Annotated in this window: 9 protein-coding genes; 4 read left to right on the top strand and 5 right to left on the bottom strand. The window is 53.4% G+C overall.

The genetic code is table 11. The features are described 5' to 3' along the window. Positions 1-548 precede the first annotated feature (548 nt). The 4 genes from VB780_RS13700 to VB780_RS13715 all read right to left on the bottom strand — a co-directional run bounded on the left by VB780_RS13700 (position 549) and on the right by VB780_RS13715 (position 8332). On the bottom strand, positions 549-2963 hold the full coding sequence (locus VB780_RS13700; protein ID WP_323351722.1) for an NB-ARC domain-containing protein: 2415 nt from the start codon (positions 2961-2963) through the stop codon (positions 549-551). 21 nt (positions 2964-2984) lie between these two features. Further along, complete coding sequence (locus VB780_RS13705; protein WP_323351723.1) at positions 2985-3713, bottom strand: CHAT domain-containing protein; 729 nt, start codon at positions 3711-3713, stop codon at positions 2985-2987. A 621-nt stretch (positions 3714-4334) separates the two neighbouring features. Continuing rightward, on the bottom strand, positions 4335-4586 hold the full coding sequence (locus tag VB780_RS13710) for a hypothetical protein (RefSeq protein WP_323351724.1): 252 nt from the start codon (positions 4584-4586) through the stop codon (positions 4335-4337). Positions 4587-4612: 26 nt separating this feature from the next. Continuing rightward, a complete protein-coding gene (locus VB780_RS13715) occupies positions 4613-8332 on the bottom strand; it encodes an NB-ARC domain-containing protein (protein ID WP_323351725.1) in 3720 nt (1239 codons plus the stop codon). Between the two features lie 226 nt (positions 8333-8558). On the opposite strand from VB780_RS13715, the gene VB780_RS13720 reads away from it, so the two are divergent. From VB780_RS13720 to VB780_RS13735, 4 genes are all read left to right on the top strand, one after another. After that, positions 8559-9239, top strand: coding sequence for a hypothetical protein (locus VB780_RS13720; RefSeq protein ID WP_323351726.1), 681 nt, complete (start codon positions 8559-8561; stop codon positions 9237-9239). A 155-nt stretch (positions 9240-9394) separates the two neighbouring features. Beyond that, on the top strand, positions 9395-10444 hold the full coding sequence (locus VB780_RS13725) for a CHAT domain-containing protein (RefSeq protein ID WP_323351727.1): 1050 nt from the start codon (positions 9395-9397) through the stop codon (positions 10442-10444). Then, positions 10441-14304 carry a WD40 repeat domain-containing protein gene (locus VB780_RS13730; protein WP_323351728.1) on the top strand — a complete coding sequence of 1288 codons (3864 nt, stop codon included), beginning with the start codon at positions 10441-10443 and terminating at the stop codon, positions 14302-14304. The genes VB780_RS13725 and VB780_RS13730 overlap by 4 nt, the downstream gene beginning before the upstream one ends. Beyond that, the gene (locus VB780_RS13735; RefSeq protein WP_323351729.1) at positions 14301-18167 is read left to right on the top strand and encodes a WD40 repeat domain-containing protein; all 3867 of its coding nucleotides are present in this window, start codon (positions 14301-14303) and stop codon (positions 18165-18167) included. Before VB780_RS13730 ends, VB780_RS13735 begins: the two co-directional genes overlap by 4 nt. A 62-nt stretch (positions 18168-18229) precedes the next feature. Here the strand turns inward: VB780_RS13735 and VB780_RS13740 are convergent, their stop codons facing one another. After that, positions 18230-19714, bottom strand: coding sequence for a DUF3991 and TOPRIM domain-containing protein (locus VB780_RS13740; RefSeq protein WP_323351730.1), 1485 nt, complete (start codon positions 19712-19714; stop codon positions 18230-18232). Positions 19715-19851 lie beyond the last annotated feature (137 nt).

Consider the following 19851-nt stretch of genomic DNA (forward strand, 5'->3'; position numbering starts at 1 on the left):
TGGAGATGTCGTGAGACCCACAGGTTGGACAGGTCATCTCGATTGTCATGGGACCTACTCCCTCAGAATCTAGCAATGCGACGACGATGCCTTGGTTTTTCTCTACCCTTTACGTTAGTCCACTACCGGCGTAAAGAAAGGTCAACTACACATGGGGCCTGCTGGAGTTCTTATTACAGGGGTCTGACTCAGCTCAGAAAGATCCACAACAAGAAGCCGAGTTTCTTCTGAATTCTGCAGAAGAAACTCGGTTGCTATGAGTGGCTTTTCAACCTGCTGTACTAGCTTTAGGAAATGTGCATTCCACTTCAATAGCAACATCCCACTCGGCTTTACCGCTAGCTATTATGGAAAAAATACCTCTCCATACTGACTCTAAGATCGAAGCAAAGCGATTTCTTCAACTTCTGCGATTGCCAAGCTCTTAAATTCCCCAATTCGTATTGTGTATTATCATAGTAATACACATCCGAAAAGTTTACGCAAACACATAGAATTGCTGTGAAACTCTACTCATCACTACGATAGATCATTCCCAAACTCCCAATCTAATTTCTGTTAATTGAAATTTTACCTATACTACTATTCTGATACCCATCCACATTAATTCGCAGTAGATAGTGATAATCTCCTTCCAGCCATGGACAAGGTCCCATTTGGGCTACAGTCATAACTGACAACCTATAACCTCCTGCTCCGTCATTGGAGATAGACGTAGGTTGTAGACCACAACCACCAGGGGGAACTAGCTTTGTATCTAGACTCCAACCAGGAGGAAAAGGTATGAAACTGTTGGCATCTCCAATGTGTCCGACTGGTGCTAAGGAATTAATTCCTGCACCAGTTCCACTTTGTTGTGCAGAAATAATAATATCTGCCCTATTGTAATTGCTGATTTGCGAGTTTCCTACACTAGCAGTGGTCTGTGCACCATTGCTGTCGATTGTCAAAATCGGGGTACTTGAAGAGGGATCTACAGGAGTCTGAGGATCTACAGGAGTCTGAGGATCTACAGGAGTCTGAGGATCTACAGGAGTTTGAGAATCTACAGGAGTTTGAGAATCTACAGGAGTTTGAGGATCTACAGGAGTCTGAGGATCTACAGGAGTTTGAGGATCTACAGGAGTCTGAGGATCTACAGGAGTTTGAGGATCTACAGGAGTTTGAGGATCTACAGGAGTCTGAGGATCTACAGGAGTTTGAGGATCTACAGGAGTCTGAGGATCTACAGGAGTCTGGGGATCTACAGGAGTCTGAGGGGCAGGGTTAGTTGCAGCAGGAGGAGCACTATAAGGATCCGGCAGAGTTATAACCCCAAGCAAAACCCCAGTTGCCAAAGGAAGTACGGCAGCTCCTCTAATTAACCATTGAGCTACATTTGATTCACTTGCTTGGCGGGATAAGGGAAGTTGAGGTTCAGGTTGAGGTTCAAGTGTAAAACTAGGAACGGAACAAAGCTCTGATACAAAGTGCAAATTTTGAGTGGTTGCCTCAATTGCTCCTCTATCACCCAAAATCTCTCGAATTTGAAGCGCTCTTGATAAGTACGACTGCGCTTCTGTAGCCTGATTAAGACATAGGGATCGCGTTCCCAATTCATGCAGTGCAAATGCCTCTAGTGTCTGATCACCAGTCGCATGCGCCGCTTCTAAGATCGATTGAAGTACTATTTCCCAGCTACCCCATTGTCCGCTTAATGCCAATCCCCCTTCAATTGCGCGCCCAAGGACAATTACATCGGACCAACGACCTGCTTCAGCAACCCATTCTAGAGTCCGTAGGATAGCGTCTGATTCTTGTAAAACAGCGTCTGGTGAGTTTTTATGTTGCTGCACCCATTGAATTAAAAAATTACTCGTGCGCTCCATCCAGGAAGTTAGAACAGACTGCTGCTGTAGTTCTTTAAGAAGAGAACTGGCTAAGCGGATACGACCACTATCGATTTCCAACAGTTGGCGTTGCAGTAGGGTCTCTAAGATTGCTTTAGCATTTGATAAACCGGTAATGCTAGAAATAGCTTCTGCCCCTAAAGCAACATTGGCACCTAGCGCAGCTAATAAAGCAATAATCCATCGTTGGGGTTTGGATAATGAGGTCAATAGAGTAGCAGTCCAAATGTCTTGGGCTACTGCAGTACTAACCTGCTGGGCAATTGCAACCAGCGACTTCTTTTCCGTTTTTGCCCAAGCGACAGCCTGCAGAATCTTTAGGGGATGCCCTTCAAGTGCCATACAAAGTTTTTCGGCTCCTGCCTGCTCAGCTGGCTGAAGCTGCTGCCCAAGTTCCTGAACAACCAGCGCAAGTGCAGCATTGAGTGAAAGTCCTTGTAGCTCAATAGATTTTGCCTCACCCCATTGGTGCTGCTCCAATCCAGTAATTAGAAAGGTAAAGCTTGGTAAATAGTTGGCAAGCCGATCTAACTCCTCCCGTTTGAGTTCTAGTTCGTCTAGAATGACGAGTGCCTTTTTACCCTGTAAAACTCGATGGATTTCTGAGTTGCGAGCCTTAGAAGGTGTTTTGCATTCATAAAAGGCATTAAAAAGTATTTGTAAAATGTCAGCAACCGTTTGGCCATAAGTAACTCGGTGGTAGATAAGCCCATCTGAAAAAGTAGATTTGATGATAGGGTGATGGGCTAGATGTCGTAAAAGAACGGTCTTGCCAATGCCAGCCAAACCGTGAAATTCAACTGACTGCTCATAAGGCAACAAACTAACTGCAACTTTAACCTCCTCCTCTCGCCCCCTTAAAAGCGGAAAAGTGCGAGGAAACAAGTACACTGGTGCAGGACGAGAGGTAGGAGCAATATAGACATCTTGTGATGCAATATTAATTACCCCTCCAATTAGAGAATCAATATTAACCTTAAGAACACGACCACCAATATTCATCTGATCAGCGTGTTCAACGTAGCCGATTTGAACCACGTTGTCGCCACCAGATTGCGAAATGGAGGGATTCATGGCTTCTACCTACCTACCTAGCTAGAGATTGATATTTCCGGCGTGGCCAATAAAACCAATTTGTTTTGAGCCCTTTCCAGCTATTTGAGTTATATTTGGGACATGCCCTTCCTCATGCTGTTTTTGCCTCATGTCAAATGGCTCTATATTATCCTTGGCTGCTTCCTGATTTGCTTGCTCTTGCTTAACCGCATTTTCATTAACCAATAAAACTGGCTTTTGCTCTTCTTCTAAGCCGATTAACACTGCCTTAGCCATTTCAAAGGCGTAATCAAAGGCTTCTCCTTCTCCCAATGTTTCATAGAAGGCAATAGCAAATTGAATGGCTGCTCGATCACCAATAGCCTCATTCATCCCAATCACATAAGGTACAAACTGATTAATGGCCTTAGCCTGTACTTGCGAATAGCAGGCGTTTAGAATTACGCACTCCAAGTTTTTCTTCGCAAATAGCCTGAACATTTCTGCCAATTGCTCAGTCTGCACAAAATAAGCTTTACCGTTGTCATCCTCTAGAACCAGACCATGCTCCCCCCCACCATGCCCACTAAAATGAACAATTTGAGGTTTAGCTTGCACGATACGCCTACGAAGTTCTTGTAATCTCACAGCACCTTCGTACACCACCTCAAACTGGTCCCGCAAGGATGATTGCCTTAGTCCATTTTTGATATCTCGAGCCTCCGCTTCAACTCGCAGTCGGACAGTATTGTGTGGATTTGCTGACAACACTAAAATCTGTTTCACCATTTTCCTCAAAACTAGTGTAATGACTGTGACCCAGATTAAGTAATAGTTAATATTCAATCTAGGTAAGTCTTTATTGCTTTCCAGAGCTTCCTATAGAAGCTCATCAATTTTTCAGAACAGTATCACGATCAAATCTGAGGCTGTTACAGCTTGTATTCCACCTTCTGCATTGGCATATTCGAGTGTGAGTGTTACGACTTCCTGAAATTTAGAGATCTTAAAGATTAGTAGTTCATCTGATCTGTATAAAAAGTTGCCCTGCAGACAGTCCTTGAAAAAATTATAAGCAGTGAAGGTGGAAGTTAACTCTTGCAATTCCAGTTGTTGTAGGTTCCAAAGATTTTGCGAGGACTACCATCTTCTCCAGAAAGCAGGCAGATCGCTCAACTGAACCAACGCTGAATGGCACCCACTAAGGTTGGTGCTCTCGGTAGCTTGAATCCCAATATCGTCATCCCAACTGCCCCAAAGCAAATGGTCGTTTCTGCTACGCTCTAGCCCTTGCAGAACAAGGGCTAGAGCGTTTGGAATAGGGAGACCAGTTTAGGGAATCCCCAAACTTTGCCAAAGAATTAGATGTGAGCGTCTTCTTCTTGACAAGTAGCCTGAAAGCAAATGTGTCTATTTCTCGGTTCTACCAGGAGAACGATCATCGTCCGATGATTTAGAGCCTCCATCAGAAGTAGGCATCACTAACTTGCGAACTGTGCTTGTATGATCAAAATTTTCAGAATTTGACGACTCTCCGCCTTTTTGAGGCTCGTTGGAGATATCACGTTCGGTCTTAGTAGGGGATTCACGCTGCTGAAAGTCGGGGACGATCAGATCTCGAACCGCTTCAGAGTTCCCTAGCACTTGCTTCTCTTCAGCCATGACTTTTAGCTCCTTGTGTGGGTTATCTAACGCTTACGTTCCGCCGCTCCTAGTGCCCTCAAAACCCCAATTTGAGCTGCGGTTAATCCCGTAGCTCCCGTTATGTTCATGCCTTCGTAGGGGCGACAGCTTCTTAATACCTTTACACAATCCCCCGTTCCGGAATTCCAGATTCGAATTGTGCCATCTTCGCTGCAACTTGTCAGGATTTGCCCATCATTACTAAACGCCACTGACCACACAATTTGGCTATGGCCCTCTAATACCCGCAAGCAGTTCCCAGTCGCCACATCCCAAAGCTTGATTTCAAAGTCTTCGCCACCACTCGCAACCCACTGCCCATTTGGGCTAAACGCCACCGCTCGAACGCGCCCCCCGTGGGCCTGTTGAGACCACAGACACTGGCCCGTCGCTGCATCCCAAATCTTCAGCCTCCGATCGCCGCTGCCGCTAGCCAAAAACTGACCACAGGGGCTAAACCCCAGAGCCAGCACCCAATCCTGATGCCCATCCAGCGTAGCCAGACAAGCCCCGGTTTCCACGCTCCAAAGCTTAATGGCGTGATCATCCCCCCCACTAGCCATCAACCCGCCTTGGGGGCTAACGGCCACCGCCTTAACCCGGCCTTCGTGGCCCTGCAACGTCTGCAAACACTGCCCCGTCGCCACATCCCACAGCTTAATCGTTTTGTCATGACTACCACTGATCACCTGCTGCCCACTGGGGCTAACGCACACCGATTGCACCCAATCCGTATGCCCCATCACCACCTGGCGACAGTCCCCCGTTTGGGCATCCCATAGTCGCACCGTACAATCGTCGCTGCTGCTGGCGAGCCAGGTACCGTCCGGGCTAAAGGCAACGCTAGAAATCAGATTGGTATGGCCTGATAAGGTGTGATCGCACCTTCCCGTCTCCAAATTCCACAACCGCACCATCTGGTCTTCGCCCCCCGAGGCTAGCAATGGCGCGATCGGACTAGCCGCTACCCCCACAATCCAATCGCTGTGGGCCTTGATAGTTTTCAGGCAGTCCCCCGTGCGAATATCCCACAGCTTGACGGTTTGATCATCACTGGCGCTGACCAGGGTATGCCCATCCTGGCTAAGCTCCACCAGCCACACCCGACCCGAGTGTCCCTCCAGCGCTTTCAAGCACTGGTTCGTTTGAGTACTCCAAAGCCGTACCGTATGGTCTTCCCCAGCAGTGGCCAGCAGCTCACCATCGGGGCTGTAATCCACCGCCCAAACCTTGATTGCATAGTCGGGCAGCGTGCCTAGGCGATCGCCTGTTTCCACATCCCAACGCTCAACGACCGTGGTACTTTGGCTGGCCGCAATTTCCTGGCCCCTTGGGTGCAGGGCCAACCCCAGCGCCCAACCCACGTCAATCGCTAGCGATCGCAGACAATCCCCCAATTGCAGATCCCAAAGCTTAACGGTGCGATCGTCCCCGCTGCTGATTAACACCGGCTGGGTGGGATGAAACTTCAGCGATAGCACTCGGCTAGCGTGCCCCGTCAACGTACGGCTACAGTTGCCCGATTGAACGTCCCAAAGCCGAATCTCGGCTTCATTGCCAGCGCTAGCGATGGTTGCTCCATCGGGGCTAAAATCCACCGTCTGTACCCAACTGCTGTGACCCGGCAACGTGCGCAAGCAGGCCCCAGAGCTCACCTCCCACAGCCGCACCGTCTGGTCATGGCTACCGCTGGCCAGTGTTTGACCATCGGGGCTAAAACACAGCGCCGTGACCCAGGCCGTATGCCCCTTAAAGTTCAGCACCTGACGACCGTCGGCCACCTGGATTAGCAGAATGGCTTGATCAACCCCCACCGCCAGGTAAGCCCCATTCGGGCTGAAGGTGGCCGACAGAATGCAGCCTAGAACTTGGGTAAAGACTGACTTGGTGAGATCGGCATAGGCAAAGTTAACCTCATGCAGCGCCATGCCCTGCAAATACACCTGCCACACCGCTAGATGAGAAAAGTCGTAGCCTTTCAGGTCAATGCCCATCTGCCACAGCAAATTGAGCAGGTTCCCAGCGGCATAGCCTGGCCTATCTCTCAGGGTCGCCTTTAGCTGAGCCAAAAGCTGGCTGAAGTGGGCCTGGGCAAAGTTGCGGCTGCCAAAGGTTTCTAGCAGCTTGGTCGCTAAGGGCTTCAGCAGCAGGCGAATTTGGGTCTCTCGCAGGTAGTCTTTGGCCTGGGCGTTGACCAAAAACTGATAGTTGAGCAGACTAACGTTAAGGGTGCAAATTTCTTGGTAGACCCGGTCTATTAAGCGGTTGACCACGTATTCCATCACCACCGGCTGCTGCGAAAACCGCACCTGGTGATCGGCGAGGGGTAAGCTGGTGGACTTTTCAACCAGCGATCGCCGCTCTAACGACAGCAACGCCTCCAGCAATTCTGACTGGGACGTAGGCGGCATTAGCCCCTCGCGAATCTCCTCAGGCAGCACCCACTCGCGATGCACTGCCACCCACTCCATCACCCGCTGCTCCAGCGGCGATAATCGGCTAAATTGTTGATCGATTAAATTCGCGACATCACCAAAAACGGGGGTGCCGCAGGCTAAAAACTGCTGAATGCTGGCATTAAACAGCTCCTGTACCGTGGTCGAGACAATGCGCAACGCCAGCGGGTTGCCCCCATACTGCTCCACTAGAACCTGAGCTTCCTGAGCTGATGGGGTGAGCCCTCTTGCCGTCAAAAGCTGCTGGCCTGGTTGATAGGTCAACCCCTGCAACCGGAGCGATCGCAGCCCACTCCCATCCCTGGAGAATAGCCCCAGAGGTTGCTCTCGACTGGTAAAGACCAGACAGCTCTGGTGACGGCTCTCGGCAAGGCACCGCAGGATCTGACCATAGGCCTCGTAGCCAGGGCGATAGGCCCCGGTGCCATCCTGCCCCTGCAACACAGACTCAAAGTTATCCAGAACGATCAGACGGCGGGCGGTTTGCAAACACCCAATCAGCTGCAACAGTTGACCATCACAGGTTTCGGCTAGGGGTACGTCCTGACGGGTGGAGAGAAATCGGATTAGGTCGACCAGCAGCGAGTCAGCCGGGGGGGCATTGCGGAGCGATCGCCACATCACAGCCTCAAACTCACCGCTCAGCTGCTCAGCCAGCTTCACCGCCAGGGTCGTTTTGCCCACACCCCCCATACCCAGCAACCCCACCAGGCGGCAGTTATCCCTCAAAATCCAGTCTTTCAGCACCGTCAGCTCAGCATCGCGCCCGTAAATCGGGGGAATTTCTGGGGCATCCCCCCAGTCTTGCCGGGCTACAAATGCTTCTGAGCTAGGAGACGGCAGCGGCGGAGAGGTTTGGGTGGCCTGGTGAGATTTGAGCGGTCGGAGTCGTTCCCATTCTTCGTCGAGCTTGGCTAGATTGGCCGCCACATCCTGCCGTCGATGCCAAAGCTTGAGGGTAAAGTGCCAGTCCTCGGAACCTTGAGTAGCGGGGCGGTTATCCTCCAAAATGCCTAGAAAATCTTGCAGTCGCTTTAAGGCTTCGCGAATCTGCTCAGGGGTGAGCTGGCTGGGGTAGGTATCTTGAGCTGTTAATTCAACTAAAAAGCGAAGTTTAGTTCTAACGACTAATTGCCGTTCCGTTTGCCAGTTGGTGCGCAGGGGCAGTCGAATTTCGGTTTCCCATTCGTCGTTGGCATAGAGCAACAGCGCCTCTAGTAGGCGTTTGGTTCTCTGTTTGATTTGAGGACCATAGTTGGGTCTGGCCATGGTTGATGCACACTGTTTCCCCTAATGAAGTTCGGGGAATCCCCAAACCGGTCTCCCTGATTCGAGCACTTTATCAGTGATTTTACGGGAATTTCCGGTGGGCGCAAGGGCGGCTGGCTTTGGGGTAGTTGCTCCTAAGACATTTGAGGTCACGGCACTGAAGGCACTAACCCAGCGAGCTAGTTGCTCTTCAACGTCAGTAGTAGCTTTTAAGTGAGCAAAACTCATGATTACTGGAATTTATTCGTGTAACGACGGCGGCTCTTATTATGTCCGCACGATTAGTGATGCCGATGGGCAACGCCTGTTTTGGTTTGGTGAAAGTGCCGATGGGCGTTTTTCTAACGTTCATATCGGTGTTTTGCGGGCTGTTCCTAGCAGACCAGGAGCCTTCTTAATTGATGATGGGCTCTGGTTTGACGTACCCAAGGGCAGCATTGCCAGCTCTGGCAAACTGGACTTGAGACTAGAAAATGGGACAATTCAAAAACTGCAAGCAACCGGTGGGTTCGGTGGCTCTCAATGGAAAAAAATTAGTGGTCGCCCAGCCCGTGCGGCACAGGTCAATCTACGCGGTTTCACTGGGAAAGGGCTAACCGGTGTTTGGATCGGTAGTAATGGCGGTACCTATTATGTGCACCAAAGAGGCGCAGAGGTGGCCTGGTTTGCTGAAGGGAATGCTACCTCTGACGGCGTCCCAGCGTTTGCCAACGTGTTCTATGGACGTTTATCCGCTAATGTGATCGGCTACTGGGCTGACGTGCCTTACGGAACAACCAATGGCTCCGGTACGCTGGGTTTGCGTGTGGTGAATAATGATCGTCTTGAGCGGATTGGCCCAACGAGTGGTTTGGGGAGTCAGTATTGGGTACGCAAGGTTGACTGGAGCGATCGCCTAAAATGTTGACTTTATTAAAGTTGTTACCAACTGATCCTGCCAGCCTATAGGGATTGTCAGAAACTATAGGTAACCAGTAGTATTATCCAACCTTATCTACTCCGAATTTGAAATAGGCTCCTCAAAGCCAGTTATAGAGACAATCACTTTGGAACAATTGCTGTATGAATCCGATCAAGATTCTTATTTTGACAGCGAATCCGAGTAACACGGGTAGCAACCCGTTGGGCTTAGATACCGAGGTACGGCGGATAGAAGAAGGTATTCAGCGATCGCAGTACCGCGATCGGTTTCAGGTGATCGCCAAGCTCGCCATCGGAACGACAGATTTGCGGCGGGCGTTGCTCGATCGCCGTCCTCAAATCGTTCACTTTTCGGGCCATGGTGCTGGGGAGAATGGTCTGGTGCTGGAAAATGATGCCGGAAAAATGCAGTTCGTTAGTACCGAAGCACTGGCTCGATTATTTGCGGCTCTAGAGCCGGGGGAGATTGAGTGTGTCTTGCTTAATGCCTGCTATTCAGAGGTGCAGGCTACCGCAATTCACCAATCTGTGGATTGCGTAATTGGCATGAATCAGCCGATTGGCGACCAGGCGGCGGTACAGTTTGCCGAAGGGTTTTATGATGCGCTGGGGGCCGGTAGCCCCTACGACCAAGCCTTCAAGATCGGTTGTAGTGCAATTGATTTGGCAGGCAGTGCGGAGTATTTGAAGCCGGTCTTGAAATACCGACCGCGTCTGAATCGGGCACTGCCCGTTGATCAATCTGCTAAACCACCGGAGGTGGCGTCAGAGAGGGAACCCACCGCAGATCCGCCCGTTCGCCCTTCTCAGTCTCAAACCATTGGCACTATTTCAATCAGTGGTAGCCACAACCCTTTTAACGTGGTGCAGGCTGGGGGCGACGTCAACCTGAACCAAACGAGCGGCCAGAGTAGCGGCGGCAATGCTGATTTAGAAGCTGCGTTAGACCTATTGGCAAAGCTCAGACAGGAGGTGGCGGCAACGGCTGACCTGAGTACTTTTGCCAAAAAAGATACGGAGTCTAAAATCGGTATGCTTCAGGAAGAATTGCAGAAGCCAGAGCCAGACAAGGGCTTTGTGAATGAGGTGGTGCAGGCCCTACAGCAGGGGTTGAGCGGGGTCTTGACCCTGGCCGAACCAGTGACGAAGGTGGCAGCTCTATTGGCAAAAGCCTGGGTAGGTCTGCCATGAACCCAGACGACAACCAAAACCCGTTGCCAGAGCCGCCCGCCAACCAGCAGCAATCCTTCGGCGATGTGCAGGTGCAGGGCGATGACAACCTGTTGAATGTGATTCAGGCCCAGGTGGTCACGCTGACGCAAACCAAGATCATTCAGATCTCGGTGGATAAGATTAAGACCCGTGAGCTGATCCCGTCTTCGCCCTATAAGGGGCTGAAAAAGTTTGAGCCAGAGGATAGCGATCGCTTTTTTGGTCGCGATCAGTTCATCGGTGGTCTGGTGAATGAGCTCGAGCAGACCAATTTTGTGTTGCTGCTGGGGGCTTCGGGCAGCGGCAAGTCGTCGGTGGTGCGGGCGGGGCTGGTGCCCTGGCTTCAGCAGACCTGGGGCAAGCAGTTTGTCAGTCTGGTGCTGACGCCCGACCACGACCCCTTTGAGTCGTTCTATGGCAGTTTGCTGAGTCGGGGCTTTAGTCAGGCCCAGGCGCAGGCGGCCAAGGTAGATAAAGCAGAGACGTTGAGCCAGGTGGTGACCACGTTGAAGCCAACCGAGGCGTACTGGTTGATTTTTATTGACCAGTTTGAAGAGCTGTTTACGGTGAGTGAGGCCAAAAAACGAGATCGCTTTATTCAGAACCTGGTGAAGCTGAGCAAAGACCGGGCCAGCGACGCCACGCTCAAAATTGTCGCTACCATGCGGGCCGACTTTTTAGACCAGCTCGACCCGGCCCCGGCAAATCGGCTGGCGCGGCTGACGGAGAAGCACCGACCGCTGATTACCCAAATGCACCCCGATGAGCTGCGCTTAGCGATCGAGCAGCCCGCCGCCCACCACGGGGTAGTGTTTGAAACGGGGCTGGTGGAAGAGATTATCAAAGATGTGCAGGGGCAGGCGGGCTATTTGCCACTGTTGCAGTACACCCTGGATCTGCTGTGGGAAAGCGAGGCGCAGAATGGTGGTCTGCAAGATCGCACGTTGCGGAGTAGCACGTATCGACAGCTGGGTGGGGTGCGGGGGGCGCTACAGCAGCGGGTGGATGAGATTTATCTGGGGTTGTCTGAGCCGGAGCAGTTGGCGGCGCAGCGCATTTTTCTCAAGCTGGTAGAAATTGGGGACGATGAAGCGGCGGGGACGGGGTGGAAGCCGGTGCGGCGGCGGGCAGCACGAGCTGAGTTTGCCGATGAGGGGGAACAGTGGGTGCTGACTCAGTTGATTAATGCCAATCTGCTGGTGAGCGATGCATCGGTTGAAGCTGTGGGGCAGCAGCAGGCAGCGGGGCAGGGGGCCACGGTTGAAATTGCCCATGAGATTTTGCTGACGTCTTGGACGACGCTGCACGGCTGGATTAAGCAAAATCGGCAGTCGATTGCGCTGCGAAATCGGCTGAATGACGATGTGGCGCTGTGGCAGGCCCAGAAGGCGGATAGTGACCTCTGGGGTGGCTCAAAGCTAGCGCGGGTGGTGGAGCTGCGGCGAGACCCGGTGTTTAACCAGGTGTTGGGGGGCTTTAGCGCTGGGGCGAACCAGTTTATTGAAGCGAGTGTGGAACTGCGGGAGCGCCAGCGCAGGCGGGTGCTGCTGGGGATGTCTGGGTTTTCGATGGTGGCGTTGGCGTTGGCGGGGTTTGCGGGTTTTCAGTGGCGGCATGCCCAGCAGCAGGCAACTGTGGCCCAGTTGCGAGAGCAGGTGGCGACGGTACAGAACTTATTACCCACAGCAAATGCCGTTCAAGGCATGATTTTAGCAATCGACGCCATCGACAGGAGCCAATCGATTCCAGCCCTAAGAATAAGCGCCCAAGTTAATCTGCTAAGTGCAGTGCAATTATCCCAAGAAGTCAATCGGTTGCAAGGCCATGGGGATGCCGTCACCTCAGTAGCGTTCAGCCCCGATAGTACCCGCATTGTCAGTGGCAGTGCTGACACCACCGTGCGACTGTGGGATTCTGAAACGGGCCAACCCATCGGTCAACCACTGCAAGGGCACGACGAGTATGTCTATTCAGTAGCGTTTAGCCCCGATGGCACTCGTATTGTCAGTGGTAGTGCTGACCAAACAATACGGCTGTGGGATGCTGAAACGGGCCAACCCATCGGTCAACCATTGCAAGGGCACGACGATTGGGTCACTTCAGTAGCGTTTAGCCCCGACGGCACGCGCATTGTCAGTGGCAGTGATGACAAGACAGTGCGGCTGTGGGATGTCAAGACTGGCCAACCCATCGGTCAACCGCTGCAAGGCCATGAGGATTTTGTCACTTCAGTAGCGTTTAGCCCCGATGGTACCCGCATTGTCAGTGGTAGTGCTGACCAAACAATACGGCTGTGGGATTCTGAAACGGGCCAACCCATCGGTCAACCCCTGCAAGGTCACGATCATTATGTCTGGTCTGCAGCGTTTAGCCCTGATGGCACTCGCATTATCAGTGGTAGTGAGGACAAGACGGTGCAGCTGTGGGACGCTGAAACGGGCCAACCCATCGGTCAACCGCTGCAAGGCCACCACAAGAGGGTTATGTCAGTAGCGTTTAGCCCCGATGGCACCCGCATTGTCAGTGGTAGTGTTGACCAAACAATACGGCTGTGGGATGCCAAGACGGGCCAGCTTATCGGTCAACCGTGGGAAGGCCGCGATAGGGTTATGTCAGTAGCGTTTAGCCCCGATGGCACTCGCATTGTCAGTGGCGTGGTAGACCAGACAGTGCGGCTATGGGATGCCGAGATGGGGCAGCCCATCGGTCAACCGCTGCAAGGCCACGACGATTTGGTACATTCAGTCGCGTTCAGCCCTGATGGCATTCGCATTATCAGTGGCGGCCATGATAAGACAATGCGGCTGTGGGATGCCAAGACAGGTCAGCCTATCGGTCAACCGCTGCAAGGCCACGACGATTCGGTCACTTCAGCAGCATTTAGCCCTGATGGCACTCGCATTGTTAGTGGCAGTGCTGACACCACCTTGCGACTGTGGGATGCTGAAACGGGTCAACCCATTGGTCAACCGCTGCAAGGCCACGACAATGTTGTCAATTCAGCAGCGTTTAGCTTCGATAGCACTCATATTGTCAGTAGCAGTGACGACAAGACCGTGCGGCTGTGGGATGCCGAGACAGGCCAACCCATTGGTCAACCACTGCAAGGTCACAACGATTGGATTCATTCAGTAGCATTCAGCCCCGATGGCACTCGCATTGTCAGTGGCAGTGGTGACAAGACCGTGCGGCTTTGGGATACTGAGACGGGCCAACCCATCGGTCAACCACTGCAAGGCCACGACGAGCATGTCACTTCAGTAGCGTTCAGCCCCGATGGCACTCGCATTGTCAGCGGCAGTGGTGACAAGACCGTGCGGCTTTGGGATACCAAGACGGGCCAACCCATTGGTCAACCGCTGCAAGGCCATGAAGATGAAGTCCATTCAGTAGCATTTAGCCCTGATGGCACTCGCATTGTCAGTGGCAGTTTTGACAAGACTGTGAGGCTGTGGGATGCCGAGACGGGCCAACCCATCGGTCAACCACTGCAAGGGCACGGCGCTTGGGTCTATTCAGTAGCGTTTAGCCCCGATGGTACCCGCATTATCAGTGGCGGTGAGGACAACACAGTGCGACTATGGGATGCCAATGCTGATTGGCTAACTATAGCCTGCAATCGGCTCCAGTATCACCCGCTACTCAACCAGCCAGAAACAGTCATTACCGATGACCCAGATTTTCTCCAAGTAGCCCAACGGGCCAAATCTACCTGTCAGCAAAAAGTCTGGAACCAGACTGCTCCACCCACCAGCCAGTCGCCGATCGCAAATTGGCCTCTAGTTGGCAATCTCCCCCTAGTGACACAGTTGGCCAACCGCTGGAAAGGTCTGCCATGAACCACCACCAGCCGCCAAATCCTGAGCAACACCCACCCCCCAACCAGCACCAATCCTTTGAGACTGTGCAGGTGCAAGGCAATGACAACATCTTCAACGCCCTTCAGGCCCACATCATCAACCTCACCCAAACCAAAATCATTCAAATCTCAGTCGATGAGATCAAAACCCGCCAGCTAAACACCACATCCCCCTACAAAGGGCTAAAAAAGTTTGAATCGACAGACAAAGATTACTTCTTTGGGCGCGATCAATTTTTAGCCGAGCTAGTCAACGAACTAGAGCAAACCAACCTAACCTTGCTACTCGGCGCATCCGGCAGCGGCAAATCTTCGGTCGTGCGGGCCGGGCTAGTGCCCCTACTCTCAGAAAAACTGGGAAAATCGTTCCTGAGCCTGATCTTCACCCCAGACCAAGACCCCTTTGAGTCCTTCTACGGCAGCTTGCTAAGTCGGGGCTTTAGCCAATCTCAGGCGCAACTGGCGCGAGTAGACAACGTAGACACCCTGAGCCAGGTCGTCAAAACTCTCAAGCAACCCGAAGAGTTTTGGCTGATCGTCATAGACCAATTTGAGGAACTGTTCACTGTTAGCGCCTCCGAAAAACGCGATCGCTTTCTGGAAGGCCTAGCCAAACTCAGCACCGGACGAGCCACCGATCCACAGCTCAAGATTGTAGCCACCATGCGCGCCGACTTTTTAGATCGGCTCGACCCCGCCCCCGCCAACCTGGTCGCCAAAGCCACCCAGGGCCACCGCCCCCTAATTACCCAAATGCAGCCCGATGAGCTGCGATCGGCGATCGAGCAGCCCGCCGCCCACCATGGCGTGGTCTTTGAAACCGGACTGGTAGAAGACATCATCAAAGACGTGCAGGGGCAGGCAGGCTATTTGCCGCTGTTGCAATACACCTTAGACCTGCTGTGGGAAACCGAGGTGCAGGATGGTGGCATTCGCGATCGCACCTTAAATATCACCTCCTATCGGCAGCTGGGTGGGGTGCGCGGTGCGCTACAGCAGCGGGTCGATGAGATTTATCAGGGGCTGTCTCAGCCAGAGCAGTTGGCAACCCAGCGCATTTTTCTCAAGCTGGTTGAAATTGGCGGCGATGTCGAGTCGGGCACAGAATGGAGACCCGTGCGACGGCGAGCCCATCGCGCTGAGTTTGCCGACGCGCAAGAACAAGCCGTGCTGACGCAGCTAATCAACCAAAATTTGCTGGTGAGCGACGTGGTGGCCGCAGCAGCTAGCGCCTCCCCAGAATCTACGGTTGAAATTGCCCATGAGATTTTGCTCACCTCTTGGCCCACGCTGAATGAGTGGATTAAAGACAACCGCCAGGCGATCGCCCTACGAAACCGCCTCAACGACGATGTGAGGCAGTGGCAGACGGCAAAACCCGATGACGAACTCTGGAGTGGCTTAAAGCTGGCCAGGGTAGTAGATCTCAAGAACGATCTTGCCTTTAACCAGATTTTGGGAGGCTTTAGCCCAGAGGCGACGGCGTTTATTGAAGCTAGCGTGGGGTTGCGCGATCGCCGAGAACGCGAAAAAGAAGCCCAGCGGCGGCGCGTTGTGCTGGGTCTATCGGGTTTCTCGATGGCGGCCCTGGCGCTATCTGGCTTTGCGCTTTATCAATGGCAACAGGCCCAGCGACAGGCCACCGTGGCCCAGTTGCGAGAGCAGGCAGCGACGGTGCTGAACTGGCTGCCAACGACCAAATCAGCAGAAGCCCTCGTTTTAGCCATTGATACTGTGGCTAGAAGTGCTCAGCATGCTCCAGTTGTACAATCCGTAGCTCAGGCTAACTTATTGCGTGCTGTACAGGGGGCACCGGAGATTAACAGGCTACAAGTTCATGAACTCGGGGCTTTTTCCGTAGCGTTTAGTCCCGATGGAAAACGCATCGTCAGTGGTGGTAATGGACTGTGGCTGTGGGATGCCCAAGGCGGCCAGCCTATAAATTTACCGTTTCAAGGACATAAGGATTATGTCTGGTCAGTAGCGTTTAGCCCAGATGGCACCCGCATCGTCAGCGGCAGTTCCGATGAGACGGTGCGGTTATGGGATGCAAGGACGGGAGCTGCGATCGGCCAACCCTTGACTGGCCATCAGAGTTCTGTTGATGCAGTAGCGTTTAGCCCGGATGGTAACCGCATTGTCAGTGGCAGCTCCGATCAAACGGTGCGACTGTGGAACGCCCAAAGCGGCCAACCCATTGGCCGACCCATCCTAGGCCATAGGGATGGTGTCATTTCAGTGGCATTTAGCCCCGATGGTACTCGCATTGTCAGTGGCAGTGACACCACCATACGGCTATGGGATGCAATGACAGGAATAGCGATTGGCCAACCCTTGACCGGTCATCAGAGTTCTATCAATGCAGTAGCCTTTAGCCCGGATGGTACCCGCATTGTCAGTGGTAGCTCTGACCAAACGGTGCGACTATGGAATGCTCAGAGCGGCCAACCCATTGGCCTACCCCTCCAAGGCCATAAGGATGGGGTCTTGTCGATAGCGTTTAGCCCCGATGGTACTCGCATCGTCAGTGGCAGCTTCGACCTGACGGTGCGGCTATGGGATGCTCAGAGCGGCCAACCCATCGGCTTGCCCTTCCAAGGTCATCAGACTCGGATTTATGCGGTGGCGTTTAGCCCAGATGGTACCCGCATTGTAAGCAGTGACGAGCAGACAGTGCGGCTATGGGATGTGGCTACAGGCTCTGCGATTGGCCAACCCTTGATCGGCCATCAGAGCCCTGTCAATACGGTAGCTTTTAGCTCAAATGGCCACCACATTGTCAGTGGCAGTGCTGATAATACCCTCCGATTGTGGGATGTGGCTACAGGAGCTGTGATCGGCAGCCCCTTTACTGGCCATCAGGGTCCTGTCAATGAAGTGGCTTTTAGCCCCGATAGTCGTCGCATCGTTAGCGGTAGTGCCGACACTACTGTACGGCTGTGGGATATGGTCACGGGAGCTGTGATCGGTCGCCCCTTTATTGGCCATGAGAGTTGGGTTAATGCAGTGGCTTTTAGCCCCGATGGCACCCGCATTGTCAGTGGCAGTGACACCACCATACGGCTGTGGAATGCAACCACAGGGGCTGCGATCGGCCAACCCTTCACTGGTCACAAGAGTTGGGTTAATGCGGTAGCGTTTAGCCCGGATGGTACCCAAATTGTCAGTGGCGGCGAGGCCCCCTTGCAGCTATGGGATGTGACTACGAAAGTAGCGATTGGCCAACCCTTTACTGGCCATCAGGATTGGGTCAATGCGGTAGCCTTTAGTCCAGATGGCACTCGCATTGCCTCAGGTAGTACTGACAGCACAGTGCGGTTATGGGATGCCACTACCGGAGCGGCAATCGGTCATCCCTTTATTGGTCATCAGGATGGGGTCGCTTCATTGGCTTTCAGCCCCGACGGCACCCGTGTTGTCTCGGTTGGCGACGACAGTACAGTGCGGCTATGGAATGCCACTACCGGAGCGGCCATCGGCCAGCCCTTTACTGGTCATCAGAGTACGGTTAATTCAGTCGCGTTTAGCCCTGATGGAAAGCTCATTGTCAGTGGCGGTAGCGATGGCACTGTGCGAATGTGGGATGCTAACGCTGATTGGTTGACTATAGCTTGCAAGCGATTACAGTATCATCCACTGCTCAATCAGCCAGAAACGGTCATTACCAATGATCCAGACTTTCTCCAGGTAGCCCAGCGGGCCAAAGCGACTTGTGAGCAAAAAGTGTGGAACCAGGCTGCCCCACCCACTAACCAGTCGGCGATTACTGACCGACCTATGGCTGTGGGGTTGCATCAGGTATGGGCCAACCTTACCAATCTGCTTAGCCAAGCGTCTAGATAATTTGCGACTTTTGATTATGTCAGCTCTGGTCTTAATTGGACCTCATGTCTAATTGCGTCCGCTCATCTTCCTAAATCAAACCTAGACGTCTGATTTGTTTGGGTAGAAACAGAGGCCCTACCTTTTTGAATCAACAAATTTGAGCCGCTGCCCAAGTCTCGCTGCATAGCCGCCGTTGCCTTCTCCGACAGTGGGTTCCCCTTCGCCACTTCCCTAGCCACCTCCGTAATCCGGCTCAAATACCCCTCCGGCCTACCCAGCGTCACCGCAGTCCCATGCCACCGCCAAAGCTGCCCCAGTTCCGGGCGGCTTTGCTGCCACGAGTTCCCCATCCCCTCCGGGCGCACCAGCACCTCATTCCAGTCCTTCCCCTGGTTCGGCGTCAGCCGCTCAATCCCCGGCACCTGCTGCGCCACCCGCCAGGCCATGGTCTCCCCCGCCACATCCGCATCAAATGCCGCAGCCACAAGCCCCCCACTCCGCAGCACCGTCTTCAGCGCTTCCGCTGGCACCCCTCCAGAGCCATCCGTCGAGAGATAAATCGATACCCCTTCCGGCCCTCGCTGCGCCCTATCCAGCACCGCCAGCGACATCGCATCGATCGGCGACTCCACCAGCAGCACCCGGTTCACCGGCCCCTGCCCCGTGCCAATCCAAAACCACCCCTGGTCTCTAGCCGACCCTGGCGCTAACCCATGGAAATGGTTCTCCTCGCCCCACGTCCCCCGCAAACTGGCCCCAATCACCTCGCCCCGACTCCAGGTTTGGGCTTGCAACTGGTGGCGCAAAAATACGGCATTCTGATGGTCATCGGCAAAGATCAAGCCTCGCTCATTGAGCCGATCCACCAGCACCGCTGGTAGCTTGCGGGCTTCCACCAGATACTCACGGACTCCCGCCCAGCGGTATTCATTCGCGGCGGGCACCTCCAACACCCTGGGTTCTCGCTCTTCATGTTGGGCATAGGTTGTTTGAGCAGGCCGTTGAGACAAATCCTGGCCCGACAGCCACTCTACCGCCTGATTAAACTCCGCTCCTTGGATATGCATCACCAGGTCGATCGCGCCCCGCCCCCCAGCATCGGCCAACCAGTCCATAAACAACGGCCCGCTGATGCTGATGATGTGGTCGCCATTGCGCCACTTGTGCTTGTCGTGGCGATCGCACTCCAGCCCCAAATGCGCCGCTACATCCTCTAAATCCGCTCCCCGCACCTCATCGGCTACCTCTTGCAGCGTTGGCCCTTGGGCAGGCTTTAGAGGTTTGGGCTGGGGTGGATTTTGAGATAATGATTCCTGCGCAGGCACCGCCGTCACTGGCTCCTGCTGCCACAGCGGATCTGGGCTAAACCGTAGCCCTTGGCCATTGGAGTGACCTGTCCGAAAGGGTTCCACATCAAACAGGCTTTGCACCTGAAATTCAGGCTCTTCAATGGCTGGGACATCAACCACAGCTTCTGGCTCAAGCGGTGGTGCTTCCTCCACAACGATTGCAGGCGGTTGATGGGGATGGACGGCGATCGCCCCTTTCCCCTCGGCAATCACCACATCCCCCTGCTCAGGGCAAACGCATACTCACCCTACGCTAGCCAGGACTTTGGTGAGATACGTATTATCCCAGCCAGCTTTAAGGCGTTTCGCCTTTTTGCCAACCTTGGCTGAGGACTCCTGAGAGAGGAGGTTGA

It is taken from the genome of Leptolyngbya sp. CCNP1308 (assembly GCF_034932455.1).
Lineage (GTDB): Bacteria > Cyanobacteriota > Cyanobacteriia > Phormidesmidales > Phormidesmidaceae > Nodosilinea.